Here is a 17,359-nt window from a genome sequence, read left to right as displayed (position 1 = left end):
GCTGTATGTTTTGTCATTGTGTATCGGTTTTATCAAGCCTTAACGGACAATAAGAACCCCACCTGAAAATTCGGCACATGCGAGGAAGTTAGGTGGGAGATCAACTTGCCCGTAAAAGCCCGATTGGTGAAGGATAATCCCCCCTATGATTAAAGTTTGGCTTTATGATAAACTCGGATTAAGGTAAGTATTGAGTTGGAAATGTAGGGATTTCATTTGAAATGTCGAATAGTACATACGATGTCGTAATAACAAATTTTCTATTGTTTACTGTGAAACAGAAGAAGGAGAGATTGTAGTTATGAAAAGAGCTCTTATAAATATTGATTATACATATGATTTTGTAGCTGAAAAAGGTGCTTTAACATGCGGGAAACCAGGTCAAGAAATTGAGAAGGAACTTGTAAGTGTAACGAAACAATTTATTGAAAAAGGTGATTACGTAGTATTTGCGATCGATAAACATGAAGACAATGATGTATATCATCCAGAAGCGAAATTGTTTCCACCTCATAATATAGCAGGTACAAATGGAAGAGACTTATTTGGTGAATTACAAGATGTATGCGAGAAATATAAAAATGCAGAGAATGTATACTATATGGACAAAACACGTTACAGTGCTTTTGCAGGAACGGATCTAGAAATGAAGCTAAGAGAAAGAGGAATAGAGGAAGTGCATCTTGTAGGTGTATGTACAGATATTTGCGTCCTTCATACAGCAGTAGATGCTTATAACAAAGGGTTTCAAATTGTGGTTTATGAAAAAGCAGTAGCATCTTTTAATGCGCAAGGGCATGAATATGCACTTGGACATTTTAAATCTTGTTTACATGCAGAAGTGAAGTAAAAAGAGGCCTTTAAAAAGGCCTCTTTTTACGTTTAAATTGAGACGACATTTTGCTCAATTAGTTTTTTTATGAACGGGCTAATGTTTTCTGGTAGCCCATTTAAATCAAAAAATTGTACATTTGACACTCCCACCCCTAAAGGGGCCAGCTGACTAACGTCAGTGGGATTCTTGCTACCAAAGGCGAAGTCCATTTCTGGTATCGCTGACGTGCAAGATTGCGGTGTGCCATCACCACTCCCACAACAGACCATATAGGTTCGTGGGCTACGGTACTGTGACCATACCGTACAGGTTGTTCGTTCTCAACTGTTTTTACGTCTTTTGCATGACGACTTAATACATTTTACGGAGTAGAAGAATTGGCTACCCCAACCTCATATGTATTCTATTTTCAGAGAACAGTCGTTTTAGAGTCTTTTGCATGACTATGAATAAAGTATACCATGTTTTGCTATGCAAAAACGATGCTTTCATCCCACGTCTAAAGACGGACTAAAGTCCTGCGTGGGCTTTCCCGTATCGTAAATTCTGTAATAATTCAACTCCGTCTGCTTTTAACGAGCCACCTGTAATGTCTTTACAAAGGTATGCGATTGTTATAGGATAAAATTCATCTCCGTTCGGTAATTGTACAAAAAACTCTTTACCTGAAAATACACTTACTAACTGAAGTGTACCAATTTCAATACCTGTTTCTTCAAGCACTTCTCGTCTGCCAGCTTCTTCTGTGGATTCACCAAGTTCCACAAAACCTCCAGGAACACCCCAAATGCCATTTCGTCTTTGTTGGAGTAATATTTGTCCTTGTTCATTAAAAACAGCTACAGCAACTCCTGCTAGATTGAGTGGTCTTGATCCAACAACTTCTCTTAGTTCTTCGATATATCCCATTGTTTGTAACCTCCGTGAGTAAAAATAGTATGAAATGCAATATTCGATGTAATGTGAAAATATTCCTTGTAACGAGGTGAGTATTGCGGACTTAAAAGAAAGTCATTTATAAAAAATTCTATTGTAATATCCCTTTAGAGGATTAAAAAGGGTTATAGTAAATAGAAAAGAACATCTGAAGTTGAAAGATTGATTAAAGAGTTATATTGTTGAAGATGAACAATGAATACAAATACATATAGTTAAGAAAGTACGATTTAAGATCAGGATAAAAGATGTTTCGAAAACAAGTGTTGAGATGATAAATGCGTATTTAAAATATAGTAGCTTTGTATGAAATTTTTATTAGTAAGGAAGTGGATGGATGAGTTTATTAACGTATACTGAAGAGTTTTTTAATTATGTAAGGGAATTTTTACTTTTAAGGTTTTTACTATTTGCTTTAGTTCTTATCATTATTTCTTTTGTTATAAATCGCATTATTGATTGGTTTTTTAGGAAATCAAGCTTTTTTGATGAAGAGGTAGAGCAGACGATTCAAAGTGTAATTCGATCTATTTTTAGGTATATCATTATCATTAGTCTTATCATATATTTAATTAGTCAATTTGTAGATATAAAAAGTATTATTGCAGGTGCAGGGATAGCGGGAGTTGTCATCGGTTTTGCTGCACAACAGATGCTAAAAGATGTAATATTAGGCTTCGCAAGATTAGCGGACAAAGAGTTCCGTGTTGGCGATTTTGTTACTTTTAACGGAACAAATTCAGGAACCATTGAGGAAATTAGTATTCGTTTTATGCAAATTCGTGAATGGTCAGGAAAACTCCTTACCATACCACACGGAGAGATTAGAACGATACAAAATTTTAATAAAGGATGGATGCGAGTTATTGAACGCATCACGGTAAGTTATCAGGAAGATCCTACAAGAGTTAAGGAATTGTTAGAAGAAGTGTGTGTTGTTTGTAATGAAAAATTGGATCAAGGTCTTTATAGAGTAGATGATGAAGCTGTTGAACCATTTAAATATGTTGGAGTTACAGACTTAAATCCTAACCTTAAATATGTTGGATATGAATTTTGTATTACAGGTTTGATTAAACCGGAAGATTATTTTGAAACTTCTAGACAAGTAAGATTTGAATTAATGTCTATTTTTCATAAAAATCAAGTGCAAATGCCAGCAGCGAATATGTTCGTTAACACTGAAAGTTTACAGAATATCCATGTGGGACAATCTTTATCAGACAGTTAATGAAAACTAGCTAATTTCTGTTTTGGTTTAGAATTTAGATTTGTGAATCAGTAGATTTGAATGAACTGTATGGGATATCTCCGAAAAAAGAGCTGAAGGAATTCGGTTCTTTTTTGTTTGTAGTATTTTGAAATTTCTTAATGTTATAATGGTAGTTGGTGATGAGAATGAACATAGATGAAAAAGAGATGCATCGTTTAGAGGCATTAAAAGAAATTGCTGAGTTACTAAATGAAGCAACAAACTTACAGGAAATGTTAGGAAAAGTGTTACATACATTATTACAAGTTATGAATTTGCAAACAGGGTGGATATTCTTTATTGATGAAAGTGGAAAGCATCGTATGCTTGTAGACCAAAACTTACCCCCAGCTCTTACGTGGCAGGAAAAGAAGCCGATGTGTGAAGGCGATTGTTGGTGTGTAGAACGTTTTGTGAATGGAAGATTGGAAAAAGCGACAAATATTATTGAATGTAAACGAATAGAGGATGCGATTGAATGTAATTGGGGCGAGACAGAAGATGTTACACATCATGCGACAATCCCGCTAAGATCTGGATCAGAGAAATTTGGTCTATTAAATGTAGCCTCGCCTCATAAAACACATTTTTCTGAGGAGGAGTTAGCGTTATTAGAAGCGATTGCATTTCAAATTGGAACGACAATACAACGTATTCAATTAGTTGAGAAAGAACGAAAATATGTAGTTGTAGCTGAAAGGAATCGATTGGCTCGTGATTTACATGATTCTGTTAAACAATTGTTATTTTCAATTATGCTAACAGCGAAAGGGACTCTAAATATGACGAAGGATAGAGACTTGCAAGAGATGTTAAGTTATATTGGAGAATTATCACAGGAAGCATTACAAGAGATGACACTTTTGATTTGGCAATTAAGGCCTGAAGGATTAGAGAAAGGTTTAGCAGAAGCGATTCAAAATTACGGAAAACTGTTAGGGATTCAAGTGGAAGTTCGAATTGATGGAATGGTTTTAATTGAAGATGAAATAGAAGAAGTTTTATGGCGTATAAGCCAAGAGGCATTACATAATTGTAAAAAACATGCCTCATGTGAAAAAGTATGTGTTCATTTAAGGATAGAAAATAATAAGTTGCATTTTTACATAGAAGATAACGGAATAGGATTTATACAGGATCAAGTAAGAGAGTCAGCACTTGGTTTGAAAAGTATGAAAGAACGAATTGAATTAATGAGGGGAATTTTTCGAATAAAAGCAGAACCGGAAAAGGGGACAAAGATAGAAATTCAATTACCGGTTTGAGAGGGAGAACGTCAGTGAAAATTAAATTATTACTTGTAGAAGATCATCATATCGTTCGAAGGGGACTCGTATTCTTTTTGAAGACGAGAGAAGAATTTGAAATTATTGGGGAAGCAGCAAATGGTGAAGAAGCATTAACATTCGTCCAAACAGAAAGGCCAGATGTAGTATTAATGGATGTATCAATGCCGAAAATGGATGGTATTGAAGCGACAAAACGTATAAAACAATACGATGAGACAATAAAAATTCTTATGCTCAGTAGTTTTTCAGAACAAGATTACGTTTTACCAGCATTAGAAGCTGGGGCAGATGGTTATCAATTAAAAGAAGTGCAGCCAGATCAACTTGTTGCGTCAATCGTTGCGGTATATCAAGGAAACGCAAATTTTCACCCGAAAGTAACACCAGCACTATTAGGACGATCAGCAGTCAAGAAAGAAAAAGAGAATCCTTTTTCTATGTTAACAAAAAGGGAGCGAGAAGTACTTCGTGAAATTGCGAAAGGAAGAAGCAATAAGGAGATTGCAGCAGAACTTCATATTACAGAACAAACTGTGAAAACACACGTTTCTAACGTATTGGCTAAATTGGAAGTAGATGATCGTACACAAGCTGCCTTATACGCAGTAAAGCATGGGGAAAACTAGAAATAAGTATGAATAATTGTGTCATATGCTACGGAAGAATACATATGAGAAATTAAAATGTATAGAGATGCCGAATAAAGGTTTTTCTTCTTTCAATAATTAGGTACAATAAAGTGAAACTTTAATCAGTGGGGGGGCCATCCCCACTGATTATTAGTTGAACCAATCGGGTTTTTACGGGCAGTTGATCTCCCACCTAACTCCCTTGCATTCATCGAATTTTGAGGTGGGAGTCTTACTGCCCGTTAATACGGGATAAAGCTACTATGGAAGGGGAAGATACGCTATGCCTGGTACAAAAAGTGGGATTGGAAAGATTCAGGCTTCGTTAAATGGTTTATCACCGAAATTACGAAGTATTGCCGAACATATTTTGAAACATCCACAAGATGTTGTACATAAATCGATTACGGAATTAGCGGAAGTTACGAATAGTTCCGAAGCAACGATATTCCGCTTATGCAAACACTTAGGTTTTCAAGGGTTCCAAGACTTGAAAATTACATTAGCTCGTGAGATTGTACATACCCCGATGCAAAATATTCATGAGGAAGTATCGGTAGAAGATAATATTGTCACTGTTGCTAAAAAAGTTTTTCATTCACATATTACAGGACTGCAAGATACATTACATTTGTTAAACGATAACGCGTTGGAACAGGCAGTAAGTGCGCTGAATGAAGCGAAACGAATTGAGTTTTATGGAAATGGTGGTTCAGGTATTATTGCGATGGATGCTTATCATAAGTTTATGAGAACGGGTATTTCTTGTATTGCTCATACGGATTCACATTTTCAAATTATGGGAGCTGGCTTGCTGACAAAAAAAGCAGTGGTCATTGCAATTTCTCATTCGGGCAGTAATAAAGGTTTACTTGAAGCGTTAGAAGTAGCGAAAGCAAGAGGGGCCAAAATTATTGCGATTACGAGCTATCAAAAATCGGCATTAAGCCAACTTGCTCATATAACATTATATACTTCGACGCGTGAGACGGAATTTCGTACAGAAGCAAGTTCGTCACGATTAGCGCAGCTTAGTTTATTAGATACTTTGTATGTGGGATTGTCATTGCAGCGACAAGAGGAAACACTACAAAATTTACAAAGTATACGTGAAACTATTTCGATGAAGCGAATATAAAAAGCTCTTCAAATGAAGAGCTTTTTATATTGGCGAGTAGTCTGTTGATATACCCTCTAGATCTACTTGTTCTAAGTGTCTATAGAAATATGCCAATTACCTATAATAATAATCTCTCATCTTTTAGACCATTCATTTTTTAAACCTCGATATTTTGCATATGAAATTTAACAAGTAGCTTGATACATCAAAATACGTATTGGGTAATAATTCAAATATTGTTCAATATTTTACAATAAGCTTATGAAATTCCATGTTATGATGAACCTGTAATGATGATTGAACACTTAAATTTGGTACAATAATTAGCCAAAATAGTGAGGACAGTAGTTGTGAGATAAACTCATTAAAACTCTAAAACACTAAAGGGGAGATCACATATGAAAGCAGTAGTAGTTAATAAAAACAGCAAAGCAAATATTGAAGTTATTGAAAAAGAATTACGTCCGTTACACTCGGGTGAAGCGCTAGTAGATGTAGAGTATTGTGGAGTTTGCCACACTGATTTACACGTTGCGAATCATGATTTTGGAAACACCGATGGCCGCATCCTTGGTCATGAGGGTGTAGGTATTGTTACTAAAATTGCTGATGATGTTACTTCACTAAAGATAGGTGACCGTGTAAGTATTGCATGGATGTTCCAATCTTGTGGACGTTGTGAATATTGCGTAACGGGGAGAGAAACATTCTGCCGTGAAGTGAAAAATGCTGGTTATTCAGTAGATGGTGGTATGGCTGAACAATGTATTGTTACAGCTGATTATGCGGTGAAGGTACCAGAAGGATTAGATCCTGCTCAAGCATCATCAATTACATGTGCGGGCGTAACTACATATAAAGCTATAAAAGTATCAGACATTAAACCTGGTCAACCTATCGTAATCTATGGTTGTGGTGGATTAGGTAACCTAGCTATTCAATATGCTAAAAACGTATTTGGTGCAAAGGTAATTGCAGTAGATATCAATGACGACAAATTAGCCTTAGCAAAAGAAGTTGGTGCTGATATGACTATCAATCCAATTTCTCAAGGTCCTGCTGATAAAGTTGTTCAAGAGGAGTTTGGTGGTGCTTATGCTGCTGTAGTAACAGCAGTTTCTAAAGTAGCATTCAACTCAGCAGTTGATGCAGTACGTGCTTGCGGTAGGTTTACCAGTAGAAACTATGGATTTAAACATTCCACGACTTGTATTAGACGGGATTGAGGTAGTTGGTTCTCTAGTTGGTACTCGTAAGGATCTGGAGGAGGCATTTATGTTCGGCGCAGAAGGAAAAGTAGTGCCAGTTGTACAAACGTGTTCTCTAGATAAAGTACAAAATGTATTCGAAGAAATGGAACAAGGTAGAATTCAAGGACGTATGGTAATCGATTTTAAACAGCATAATTGTGATTGTAAATAATTCATTTTAAATATAAAAAGCATGAGTCTAGCAAAGGATATGTAAAAAAGTTAGACGGCATAAAAAAGATGATCCCTCGTATTCAATAGGGATCATCTTTTTTATATTCTACTAATATCAATGCCAATTAATACTTGATTGATGAGACATGATTAAAAGTTCACTTTATTTGCAAACGAAAAAGAATCTTTATTTTTAACAAATTTTTTATGATCTGGAACGGTTTGAATTGCTACAACTTGCGAATCTCTTGCTTTCAGTGCATCTTGAATCCCGATTGTCATAAGCTTAATAAAAAGAATCGTAATAAAGAATGAAACGAGAGTATAAAAAATAATCCACCATGAAAGATGCATTTCATAACGATTTAATCCAATAAGACCTGCCCAATCATTAGATAGAGAAACAGGTTTGGGTACTCCGTCATAGAGTTCCCGCATTTGTATCCCGCCAATTACAATGTTAAGCAACGCTAAATGGATAACGAGTATGAGTGCTTGGACGATATGTTCCATGAATAACACAAATAAGCGATCAAGTAATAAGACTCGTAAATGTTTTTTGATAATATGAAAACGGCTAGCACCCAGTAATTGTGAACTTAAAATGTAATCTCGTTTCATAAATTCATCAACCTCAGAGGAGATATATAAAGAAAGTGTAGGTAGAGCGACGAAAATAAGTACGAGAACTTGATAAAACGTAAATGAAATATTTGGATCTAATCTATCAGCATTTGATGTAATTACAATATTAACGGGCGTGATGAGTATGAATGCGATAAATAGAGTTGGGATATAATAAAAAACTTCTGAGCATGCCTGGAAAAATCTCTTGAATCTTGGAGCGTATAAACTTAAGAGGATTCCTATACATGTTCCGCATAAAATTCGAAAGAAGCTAATTGCCACGGCTAATAAAATGGTGAATTTTGCTCCTTCTACAATTTGTAAGAAAACAGACTCTCCAAAACGATCAGATCCAAAAGGTGGCATTAACGATGGCGAAAAGGGGGCCTTTCCAAGTAATTCGTTATTGTCATTGTAAAGTAACTGAGGAGGTTTTGGGATGTTATCTTTAAAGAACCAACTATAAATAAAACTAGCTGAAACAAGTATGAATAGATAAGTAAACCCGATTAAAAATCGTTTTGATTTCCAAATAGATTTCATAATGCTGCTCCTTTCAATTGCTTTTGCCATCTATTCATTATGAATGAGATTATTTGAAAAATGGCATAAAACGGTAAAATAATCATAACAAGTATGATAAATGCAGCTGGAGGTGATATAAACGCCTTCTTAAATAAAAATTGAATAATGCCTTCCATATTAAAAACAAATTCTAAAATGAATAAGTTAGAAAGTAAGAAAACAAAAATCGTTTTTAAATGGTGAAAGAAGTGGATAGATATATTTTTGAATAAATGAATGCATAGTATATAACTTGATGAAAGTCCTTTTCCATATGCAACCTCTACGTAATGTTTTTCATGTTCTTCTTTTATGTATAACACCATCATCCGAAACATTTGTAATGTAGGTAAGACTGCTAAAGATAAAATAGGGAGTAAATAAGCTCGATTTTCATTAAAAGAAATAATGGTGACAGGAGATTCCCCGAATTTCTGAAGTACCCATATGAAAAATATTTGCAAACAAATCATCATCATCATATCAGGGACAGCTTCTAATATGAACACAATTCGGTTTATCCATTTTTTTATATAATCTTTTGCTAAAAAATAAAAAAATGCCATACTAGATGATAGAAAGAGTGCAAGCAAAAAGGCTATAAATAATACAGTAAATGAATATAGGTAAGGTTCTAAAACAGTTGGAAATAATGGTGTCTTTTTGAAATGACCAAATTTCGGGTCTGATCCTATAACTACTAATGATTCAGGGGAGAAAACCTGTTTTAACATAGTAACGATCTGATTAAAAAAATGAATTGGTTGAAAAGTGAATCCCTGTTGAGTGATAAATAAATAAGGTAAATTTAGTAATAGTAAGAGTGATAAAAGAATTGATGAAAGTTTTATTGTGAATTGAGATATTTTATATAACATTAAATCCCTCCGACATCTTTTTACAACATTATACAATAAAATTCATATTTTGTTTTGATTTTTCAGAAAAATATAAATACTATTAGATTTTATAGTATGGGACATATATTTACAAGGTAAAAAAGTGATAGTAGGGAGCCACGCCCTATGTCCATCAAGCTAAGAAAACGAGAACTTATATATTATTATCTTTAGGTGGAGGGGAAAGAATGTTTGATAAATTAAAAAGGTTATTTAAAAAAGATAAAGAGAATGATTAAGAAGATGAGAGGTAGATTTTTGTTTGAAAAAAATTTTCTTTTCATAACTTGATTTATGAAAAAATATTTTATATACTAATTCATGTAAACGGTTTACTAGATCGTATTTTGCTAGAAACGAAGGGAAGATTCGCATGGAAACAAGGGGGAGAGTAATCGGGGTTGACATCGGTACCACAAGTACGAAAACGGTTGTATTCACTGAGAAAGGAAAAGTCGTTGCTTCACATGCAATTGATTATCCAATTATTCAACCGAACGTCGGATGGGCTGAGCAAGATCCTGATGTAATATGTGCTGCTGTATATAAAACTGTAAGCGTTGCCATTGAAAAGGGTAATGTGTCACCGGAAGATATTTCTTCTATCGGGATTAGTACAGCGATGCATGCCTTAATTGCTGTAGATGAAAACGGTGCGCCGTTAACGCGCTCTATTATTTGGGCAGATAATAGAAGCACAAAGCAATCAGAAAAACTATTACAACAAATGAATGGTCATGACATTTATAGAAGAACTGGTACACCGATTCATCCGATGTCACCACTTTCTAAATTATTGTGGATGAAAGAAGAAGAAACGGAGTTATTCAGAACTGCTCATAAATTTATTTCCATTAAAGAGTATGTCATTTATCAATTATTTTCACGCTATGTAGTTGATTATTCTATTGCATCTGCTACAGGGTTATTTAATTTAAAAACATTAAACTGGGATGAAGATGTTTTAACTATGTTAAATATGTCACCAGAACAATTATCAACACCTGTACCAACTACATATATTTTATCGGGAATGAAGCCGGAATTAGCACAAAAGATGGGTATTAGTGAGGATACTCCGGTTGTTATTGGTGCAAGTGATGGTGTTCTTGCAAACGTAGGTGTCGGTGCAATATCATCTGGCTCAGCTGCAATTACGATCGGGACAAGTGGTGCGGTTCGAACAATTTCATCGAGTGTTAATACAGATGAAAAAGGAAGAACTTTTTGTTACGCATTAACAGATGAGCACTGGGTGATCGGCGGACCAACGAATAACGGTGGAATATTACTTAGATGGTTACGTGATGAATTTGGTAGCCCAGAGCAAGAGGTAGCAAGAAAGCTTGGAATTGATCCTTATGATTTATTAATTAAGTATGCAGAAAGTGTACCAGCTGGAGCAGATGGATTACTATTTTTACCGTTTCTATCTGGAGAACGTGCACCCTACTGGAATGCAAATGCTCGAGGTACATTCTTCGGGATAAACCTTCAGCATAAACGTGAACATTTCATACGAGCAGTTATGGAAGGTGTTTGTATGAGTGTGTATTCAGTAGCACTTGCCATTCGAGATTGTACAGGGCCACTTACTGAAATACGTGTTTCAGGAGGCTTTGCGAAATCTGCATTTTGGAGACAAATGTTATCTGACATGATGGGGAAAGAATTGCTTGTTCCAGAAAGTCATGAAGCATCTGCGCTTGGGGCAGCAGCACTTGCTTTGTATGCAATTGGGAAAATTGATTCTCTTGAAGAGGTGAAGGATTGGATTGATATTGTCCATCACCATGTACCGAATAAAGAAAATACGGCTTTATATTTAGAGATGTTTTATATGTATGAACGACTTTACAATCGTTTGAAAGAAGAATTTGATTGTATAGCTGCTTTCCAACGTAAACAATAGGGGGATTGGGAGAAATGGTAGTTGGGATCGTACTAGCGGCTGTTGTTATATTACTTTTACTAATTACGGTAGTAAAATGGCATCCATTTGTCGCGTTAATTTTAACAGCAATCGGAGTTGGGCTAGCAATGGGGATGCCCTTAATTGGAACTTCACCACAACATCCGGGGATTATCGATTCTATTAAATTAGGTCTCGGTAATACGTTAGGGTTTTTAGCGATTGTTTTAGCTTTAGGAACAATGCTTGGAAAAATGATGGCTGAGTCTGGCGGTGCTGAACGAATTGCTAACACATTAATTGGACGTTTTGGGAAAAAGCGTGTTCACTGGGCAATGATGTTCGTTGCATTTATAGTAGGGATTCCGGTATTTTTCCAAGTTGGATTTGTACTATTAATTCCGTTAGTATTTACAATTGCGTTAGAAACAGGGGTATCACTTATTACAATCGGTATTCCGCTAGTAGCAGGTCTTTCGGTTGTACACGGACTTGTTCCACCGCATCCAGCAGCTATGGCAGCGGTAGGTATATTTAAAGCAGATGTAGGGAAGACAATTTTGTATGCATTAATTGTCGGACTTCCAACTGCAATAATTGCAGGTCCGCTTTACGGGAAATGGATTGGTGCTCGTATACATAAAGAAGTACCGTTAGATATAGCGGAGCAATTTATTGAAAGAGATAAGAAGAAGGAACTTCCTAGCTTCGGAAATACATTGTTTACTATTTTACTTCCAGTATTTCTTATGCTAGGTGCATCGATAGCGGAAGTAGCATTAAATAAAACAAGCCAACTTGCACAAGTATTGCATTTTATTGGAGATCCAATAGTCGCATTATTAATTGCAACGATATATTCTTTCTTTAGTCTTGGCTATGCAAAAGGGTTTTCTAAAGACAAAGTCTTACAAGTTACAAATGATTGTTTAGGCCCAATTGCAAACATACTGTTAGTTATCGGTGCAGGTGGTGCATTTAATAAAGTGTTATTAGATTCTGGGATCGGAACTACAATTGCGGAGATGGCGAAAGAATCACATATTTCACCGATATTATTAGGTTGGGGAATTGCTGCACTTATCCGAGTTGCAACGGGATCGGCTACTGTTTCTATGATGACAGCAGCTGGAATTGTAGCACCGATTGCAGCAAGTACACCAGGAGTAAATGTAGAGTTACTGGCACTTGCAACAGGAGCAGGGTCATTAATATTATCGCATGTAAATGATTCTGGATTTTGGATGATTAAAGAGTATTTCGGAATGACTGTGAAAGAAACATTATTAACATGGACCGCAATGGAGACAATATTATCTGTTGTAGCACTTGGATTAATTTCGTTATTAAATATATTTGTATAGAATGGGAGATTGATTAATATGAAACTAGGTTTAATTGGATTAGGAAAAATGGGATTCCCATTAGCTGAACACTTACATGAAGACAAGCATGAAGTAGTTGTATACGATGTAAATAATGAGCTTGTTGAAAAGGCAAGGGAATTAGGGATTACTGCTCGTCATACATTAAAAGAAATGATCTCTGAATTAGAAGCACCTCGTACAATTTGGGTAATGGTACCTGCAGGAGAAGTTGTTGAGTCAGTACTAAAAGATGTATATCCATTATTAGAGGAAGGCGATATCGTTATTGAAGGTGGAAATTCATTCTATAAGGATACGTTACGCCGTGCTGAAGAAGCGAAAAGCTTTGGCTTACATTATGTAGATATCGGTACATCAGGCGGTGTAGAAGGAGCTAGATACGGCGCTTGCTTAATGGTTGGTGGAGAAAAAGAAATTTATGATCAACTAGAACCTTTATTTAAAGATTTAGCAGTAGAAAATGGTTATTCATATGCAGGCCGCGTCGGTAGTGGGCATTTCTTAAAAATGGTTCACAACGGTATTGAATACGGAATGATGCAAGCAATCGCTGAAGGATTTGAAGTACTAGATAAAAGTGATTTTGATTTCAATTATGAAGATGTTGCAAAAGTATGGGCAAACGGATCGGTTATCCGTGGTTGGTTAATGGACTTAACTGAAAAAGCATTTGCAGAAGATCCGAAACTTGATGGCATTAAAGGTGTTATGAACTCTTCAGGAGAAGGGAAATGGACTGTTGAAACAGCGCTTGAATTACAAGCAGCGGCACCAGTTATCGCTATGTCATTATTTATGCGCTACCGTTCACAAGAAGATGATACATTCCACGGAAAAGTGGTTTCTGCACTTCGTAATCAATTCGGTGGACATGAGGTTGTGAAAAAATAGGAAATATTAGTTTTGTGAAACTCATACGAAAGTATGAGTTTTTTTATTTCTCATACTATTTAATGAAAGTTTTTCCCTCTTTTTACTGTGTTTTGTATAGAAATTTCTGATAATATATAAATATAACTTGAAAACAAAGGGGAGAAATAATTATGAAACTAGTCGTTATTAACGGTACACCAAGAAAATTCGGTAGAACTCGCGTTGTGGCAAAATATATTGCAGAGCAATTTGAAGGGGAGTTATACGATTTAGCAGTAGCGGAATTGCCTTTATATAATGGAGAAGAATCACAACGTGAATTAGAGGCAGTAAAAAAATTAAAAGCTTTAGTGAAAGCTGCGGATGGAGTAGTACTATGTACACCAGAATATCATAATGCGATGAGCGGAGCGCTGAAAAATTCGTTAGATTACTTAAGTAGCAGTGAATTCATCCATAAGCCTGTCGCATTACTAGCAGTTGCTGGAGGAGGTAAAGGGGGAATAAACGCATTAAATAGTATGCGCACTGTCGCTAGAGGCGTTTACGCAAATGCAATTCCAAAACAAGTCGTGCTTGATGGATTACATGTGCAAGATAGTGAACTTGGAGAAGATGCAAAACCATTAATTCATGATTTAGTTAAAGAATTAAAAGCATATATGAGCGTATATAAAGAGGTGAAAAAACAATTAGGAGTTGAGTGATATGTCCTCTCTTTATCATGATTCTCGCTTGTATTACATTCTAGGAGCCAATAGTTTATCCGCTATTGGTTCCGGGATTGTTATGATAACGATTCCGTGGTTGTTAATTAAGGAAAGTGGAGGAGAGACAACATTTGGTTATGTTTCTATCGTTGCGACTCTCATAATGTTTTTATTAACGCCATTTATTGGGCAAAGTATAGATCGTTTTTCAAGAAAATCTTTGTTGTTATGTAACGAAGGTATTGGGATAGCGATTATAGGAATGATGGCTATTTGGGGATTTGCTGGGCAATCATACAATTCTATTCATTACATTATTATTTATATAGCAGGTTCTTTCTATTATCTATTATTCTATCCCACAATATTTGCATTTAACCAAGAAATATTTCAATCAGAGCATTATAAAAGTTTAAGTGGCACGATGGAGATACAAGGACAATTAACGCAAGTTATTTCAGGAGCGGCTGCTAGCTTTTTAATTGAGATTATTTCTTTGAAATGGATCTTGTTAGTGGATATGTTAACTTTTGCAGGAGCATTTTTTCTTTTCTTATGTATACCGTATGTAAAGAAAAAAGAAGTAAAACGGAAAGCAACATTTAAGAAGCAATTGTTCGAAGGAATTCACTTTATGAAAAAGCGCCCTAAGTTATTTTGGTTTTTACTAGCGACTTATATGCCGTTTATCGGTGTCATGATGGCAAATTATTTAATCCCAGTATATATTTCAGATATACTCAAAGCTAGTGCCTCTGTATACGCAATTGAAGGTATGATGTACGGTGTCGGAGCGGTTCTTGCAGGAATAAGTATTCCAATCATGATGAAATATGTCAAAATAGAAATTTCAATCGTTATGACGATGGTTATTTATGTAATTTCAATTACCGCAATGATTATTGAGCCTTCCATTATGTTATTATATGGACTAGCGATTTTCCATGCGATTGGAAATGCTGGAACACGAGTGGCGAGAAATGTATTGATGATGGAAGAAATCCCAAACGAAGTAATGGGACGTGTGGACAGCTTATTTCGATTAATTGGCACAGGAATTCGAATTGTATTATTAATGTTGTTTACGGCAGGCGTATCTAAAGCAGGGGTAATGATCCCGTTTTACGTACTGAGCTGTATATTGATCCTATCATTAGGGATTGCTTTTTATTATGTAATTTCAAAACGTAAAACGGAAGCGAATGTGTCTAATAAATCAATTGTTTAAAAAATACTTCTGCCTCCTTTTCTTTTTCTATATAATAAAAAGAAAGGGAGTGTTAACTTATTTATGAACAAATGGATATTGCTTATAATCTTATTACTACCTCCGCTATACATCATTTATATGACGTTTCGAATGAATAAAGTTGCTCGTGAAACATTGAGTAATCACTCTCCATACGTTCTTATATTAGGTGCAAAGTTATTTGGAGATAGACCGTCTTTATCTCTTCAAAATCGTTTGGATGTGGCGCTCGAATATTTACATGCTCACCCTGAGGTGAAAGTAATTGTTTCAGGTGGTCAAGGGGAAGATGAAGATATACCGGAAGCTCACAGTATGAGAAACTATTTAATGGTACATGGTATAGATGAGAATCGTATTTTAATTGAAGACCGCTCTACAAATACGTATGAAAATTTAAAGTTTAGTATGGATTTATATGATGTAAAGCATGCGGTAGTTGTAAGTAATACGTATCATTTATATCGAACGAAAATAATTGCAAAGCGTTTAGGGATAAAGATGGAAGCTTTGGCTGCTGAAACACCGAGACGCTCTAAGAAAAAAGCGTATGTGCGTGAATATGCTGCAATTATGAAAACAATATTGTTCGACCGTTAGAGCTCAAATGAGAGCTCTTTTTTTGTATAATAAAGCGTATCATTTGAAATGAATGCTATATTCCATCAAAATAAAGGAAACAACATGAAAGGAGTTGTGTCTGTGATTCAATTTAATCATGTGTCAAAAGCGTATGAAGATGGCACAAAAGCAGTGGATTCACTACATTTAGAAATTAAAAAAGGAGAATTTTTTGTTCTCATTGGTCCGAGTGGTTGCGGGAAAACAACGACAATGAAGATGATTAACCGTTTAATTGAAACGACGGAAGGATCAATTTTAATCGATGGAAAAGATATTCAACAATATAACATAAACGAACTACGTTGGAATATAGGATACGTATTGCAGCAGATTGCGCTGTTTCCACATATGACAATTGCTGAAAATATTGCAGTTGTCCCTGAAATGAGAAAATGGACTAAAAAGGAAATAAAAGCACGTGTCGATGACTTGCTACAGATGGTTGGGCTCGATCCAGATGTATATCGTGATCGTATGCCAGATGAATTGTCGGGAGGGCAGAAACAACGTGTTGGTGTCGTACGGGCATTAGCCGCAAACCCGAAAATTGTACTTATGGACGAACCATTTAGTGCGTTAGATCCGTTAAGTAGGGAGCAGCTCCAGAAGGATATCGTACAACTGCAAAAAAAGATTCAAAAAACAATCGTGTTCGTAACGCACGATATGCAAGAGGCTTTATCACTTGGTGATCGTATTTGTGTAATGAAAGAAGGAAAAGTTGTTCAATTAGATACACCAGAAGGAATTATACATAACCCGAAAAATGAGTTTGTAGAGGAGTTCATTGGAAATCGTGGACGACCTTGGTATGAGGGGAAGAGTATAGAAGAGGTATTGCCGCTAGACGAGGGTATACGAATTGAAGGGAATGCTTTATCTTTACATTCGTCATTACAAGAAGCACTAGTCCGCTTACAAACTGAAGAGTCAGTGCCGGTTGAAGAGCATGGTCAATATGTTGGAGCGTTAACAAGTCGTCATATTGTCAATTACATTGTTGAACAAATGAAGGAAAGAGGCTAAAC

General features: G+C 35.7%; 14 protein-coding genes and 3 pseudogenes. 13 read left to right on the top strand and 4 right to left on the bottom strand.

What is annotated here, in order from left to right; genetic code table 11:
• The first annotated feature begins 301 nt into the window (after positions 1–301).
• The gene (locus tag JFU18_RS04575; protein WP_098167765.1) at positions 302–850 is read left to right on the top strand and encodes a cysteine hydrolase family protein; all 549 of its coding nucleotides are present in this window, start codon (positions 302–304) and stop codon (positions 848–850) included.
• Positions 851–882: 32 nt separating this feature from the next.
• On the opposite strand, the pseudogene JFU18_RS04570 reads toward JFU18_RS04575, so the two are convergent.
• Both JFU18_RS04570 and JFU18_RS04565 read right to left on the bottom strand, forming a co-directional pair.
• A pseudogene (locus JFU18_RS04570) lies at positions 883–972 on the bottom strand (NUDIX hydrolase); the annotation flags it as partial.
• A 412-nt stretch (positions 973–1,384) separates the two neighbouring features.
• Positions 1,385–1,744: pseudogene (locus tag JFU18_RS04565) on the bottom strand (NUDIX hydrolase); the annotation flags it as partial.
• Between the two features lie 364 nt (positions 1,745–2,108).
• Here JFU18_RS04565 and JFU18_RS04560 point away from each other — a divergent pair.
• The 5 genes and pseudogenes from JFU18_RS04560 (at position 2,109) to adhP (ending at position 7,483) form a co-directional block, all read left to right on the top strand.
• Positions 2,109–3,002, top strand: a complete 894-nt coding sequence (locus tag JFU18_RS04560) for a mechanosensitive ion channel family protein (protein ID WP_201033125.1) — start codon at positions 2,109–2,111, stop codon at positions 3,000–3,002.
• Between the two features lie 167 nt (positions 3,003–3,169).
• Positions 3,170–4,288: a GAF domain-containing sensor histidine kinase gene (locus tag JFU18_RS04555; protein WP_002031724.1), complete on the top strand. Its 1,119-nt coding sequence runs from the start codon at positions 3,170–3,172 to the stop codon at positions 4,286–4,288.
• Between the two features lie 14 nt (positions 4,289–4,302).
• Positions 4,303–4,938, top strand: a complete 636-nt coding sequence (locus tag JFU18_RS04550) for a response regulator (protein ID WP_201033126.1) — start codon at positions 4,303–4,305, stop codon at positions 4,936–4,938.
• Positions 4,939–5,224: 286 nt separating this feature from the next.
• Positions 5,225–6,079 carry a MurR/RpiR family transcriptional regulator gene (locus JFU18_RS04545; protein WP_002031820.1) on the top strand — a complete coding sequence of 285 codons (855 nt, stop codon included), beginning with the start codon at positions 5,225–5,227 and terminating at the stop codon, positions 6,077–6,079.
• 380 nt (positions 6,080–6,459) lie between these two features.
• Positions 6,460–7,483 (top strand): annotated as a pseudogene (gene adhP / locus JFU18_RS04540) (alcohol dehydrogenase AdhP).
• Between the two features lie 152 nt (positions 7,484–7,635).
• On the opposite strand, the gene JFU18_RS04535 reads toward adhP, so the two are convergent.
• Positions 7,636–8,655 carry an ABC transporter permease gene (locus JFU18_RS04535; protein ID WP_002127221.1) on the bottom strand — a complete coding sequence of 340 codons (1,020 nt, stop codon included), beginning with the start codon at positions 8,653–8,655 and terminating at the stop codon, positions 7,636–7,638.
• Positions 8,652–9,554 (bottom strand): ABC transporter permease subunit, encoded by a 903-nt coding sequence (locus JFU18_RS04530; RefSeq protein ID WP_201050270.1) that lies wholly within the window; start codon positions 9,552–9,554, stop codon positions 8,652–8,654. Before JFU18_RS04530 ends, JFU18_RS04535 begins: the two co-directional genes overlap by 4 nt.
• A 394-nt stretch (positions 9,555–9,948) precedes the next feature.
• On the opposite strand from JFU18_RS04530, the gene gntK reads away from it, so the two are divergent.
• The 7 genes from gntK to JFU18_RS04495 all read left to right on the top strand — a co-directional run bounded on the left by gntK (position 9,949) and on the right by JFU18_RS04495 (position 17,357).
• Positions 9,949–11,487 (top strand): gluconokinase, encoded by a 1,539-nt coding sequence (gntK, locus tag JFU18_RS04525; RefSeq protein WP_201033729.1) that lies wholly within the window; start codon positions 9,949–9,951, stop codon positions 11,485–11,487.
• A 14-nt stretch (positions 11,488–11,501) separates the two neighbouring features.
• Positions 11,502–12,851 (top strand): GntP family permease, encoded by a 1,350-nt coding sequence (locus JFU18_RS04520; protein ID WP_002141651.1) that lies wholly within the window; start codon positions 11,502–11,504, stop codon positions 12,849–12,851.
• An 18-nt stretch (positions 12,852–12,869) separates the two neighbouring features.
• Complete coding sequence (gene gnd, locus JFU18_RS04515; protein ID WP_201033129.1) at positions 12,870–13,766, top strand: phosphogluconate dehydrogenase (NAD(+)-dependent, decarboxylating); 897 nt, start codon at positions 12,870–12,872, stop codon at positions 13,764–13,766.
• Positions 13,767–13,918: 152 nt separating this feature from the next.
• Complete coding sequence (locus JFU18_RS04510; RefSeq protein WP_002031805.1) at positions 13,919–14,455, top strand: NADPH-dependent FMN reductase; 537 nt, start codon at positions 13,919–13,921, stop codon at positions 14,453–14,455.
• A gap of 1 nt (position 14,456) precedes the next feature.
• Positions 14,457–15,686 (top strand): MFS transporter, encoded by a 1,230-nt coding sequence (locus tag JFU18_RS04505; protein ID WP_016102081.1) that lies wholly within the window; start codon positions 14,457–14,459, stop codon positions 15,684–15,686.
• A gap of 63 nt (positions 15,687–15,749) precedes the next feature.
• Complete coding sequence (locus JFU18_RS04500; protein ID WP_201033131.1) at positions 15,750–16,307, top strand: YdcF family protein; 558 nt, start codon at positions 15,750–15,752, stop codon at positions 16,305–16,307.
• Between the two features lie 102 nt (positions 16,308–16,409).
• On the top strand, positions 16,410–17,357 hold the full coding sequence (locus JFU18_RS04495; protein ID WP_033708324.1) for an ABC transporter ATP-binding protein: 948 nt from the start codon (positions 16,410–16,412) through the stop codon (positions 17,355–17,357).
• Positions 17,358–17,359: the final 2 nt, after the last annotated feature.

Origin of the sequence: Bacillus sp. TH22, assembly GCF_016651015.1 — a bacterium.
GTDB lineage: Bacteria > Bacillota > Bacilli > Bacillales > Bacillaceae_G > Bacillus_A > Bacillus_A mycoides.
Note: the sequence above shows the minus strand (reverse complement) of the source record. Positions and strands in the feature narration are given on the sequence as shown.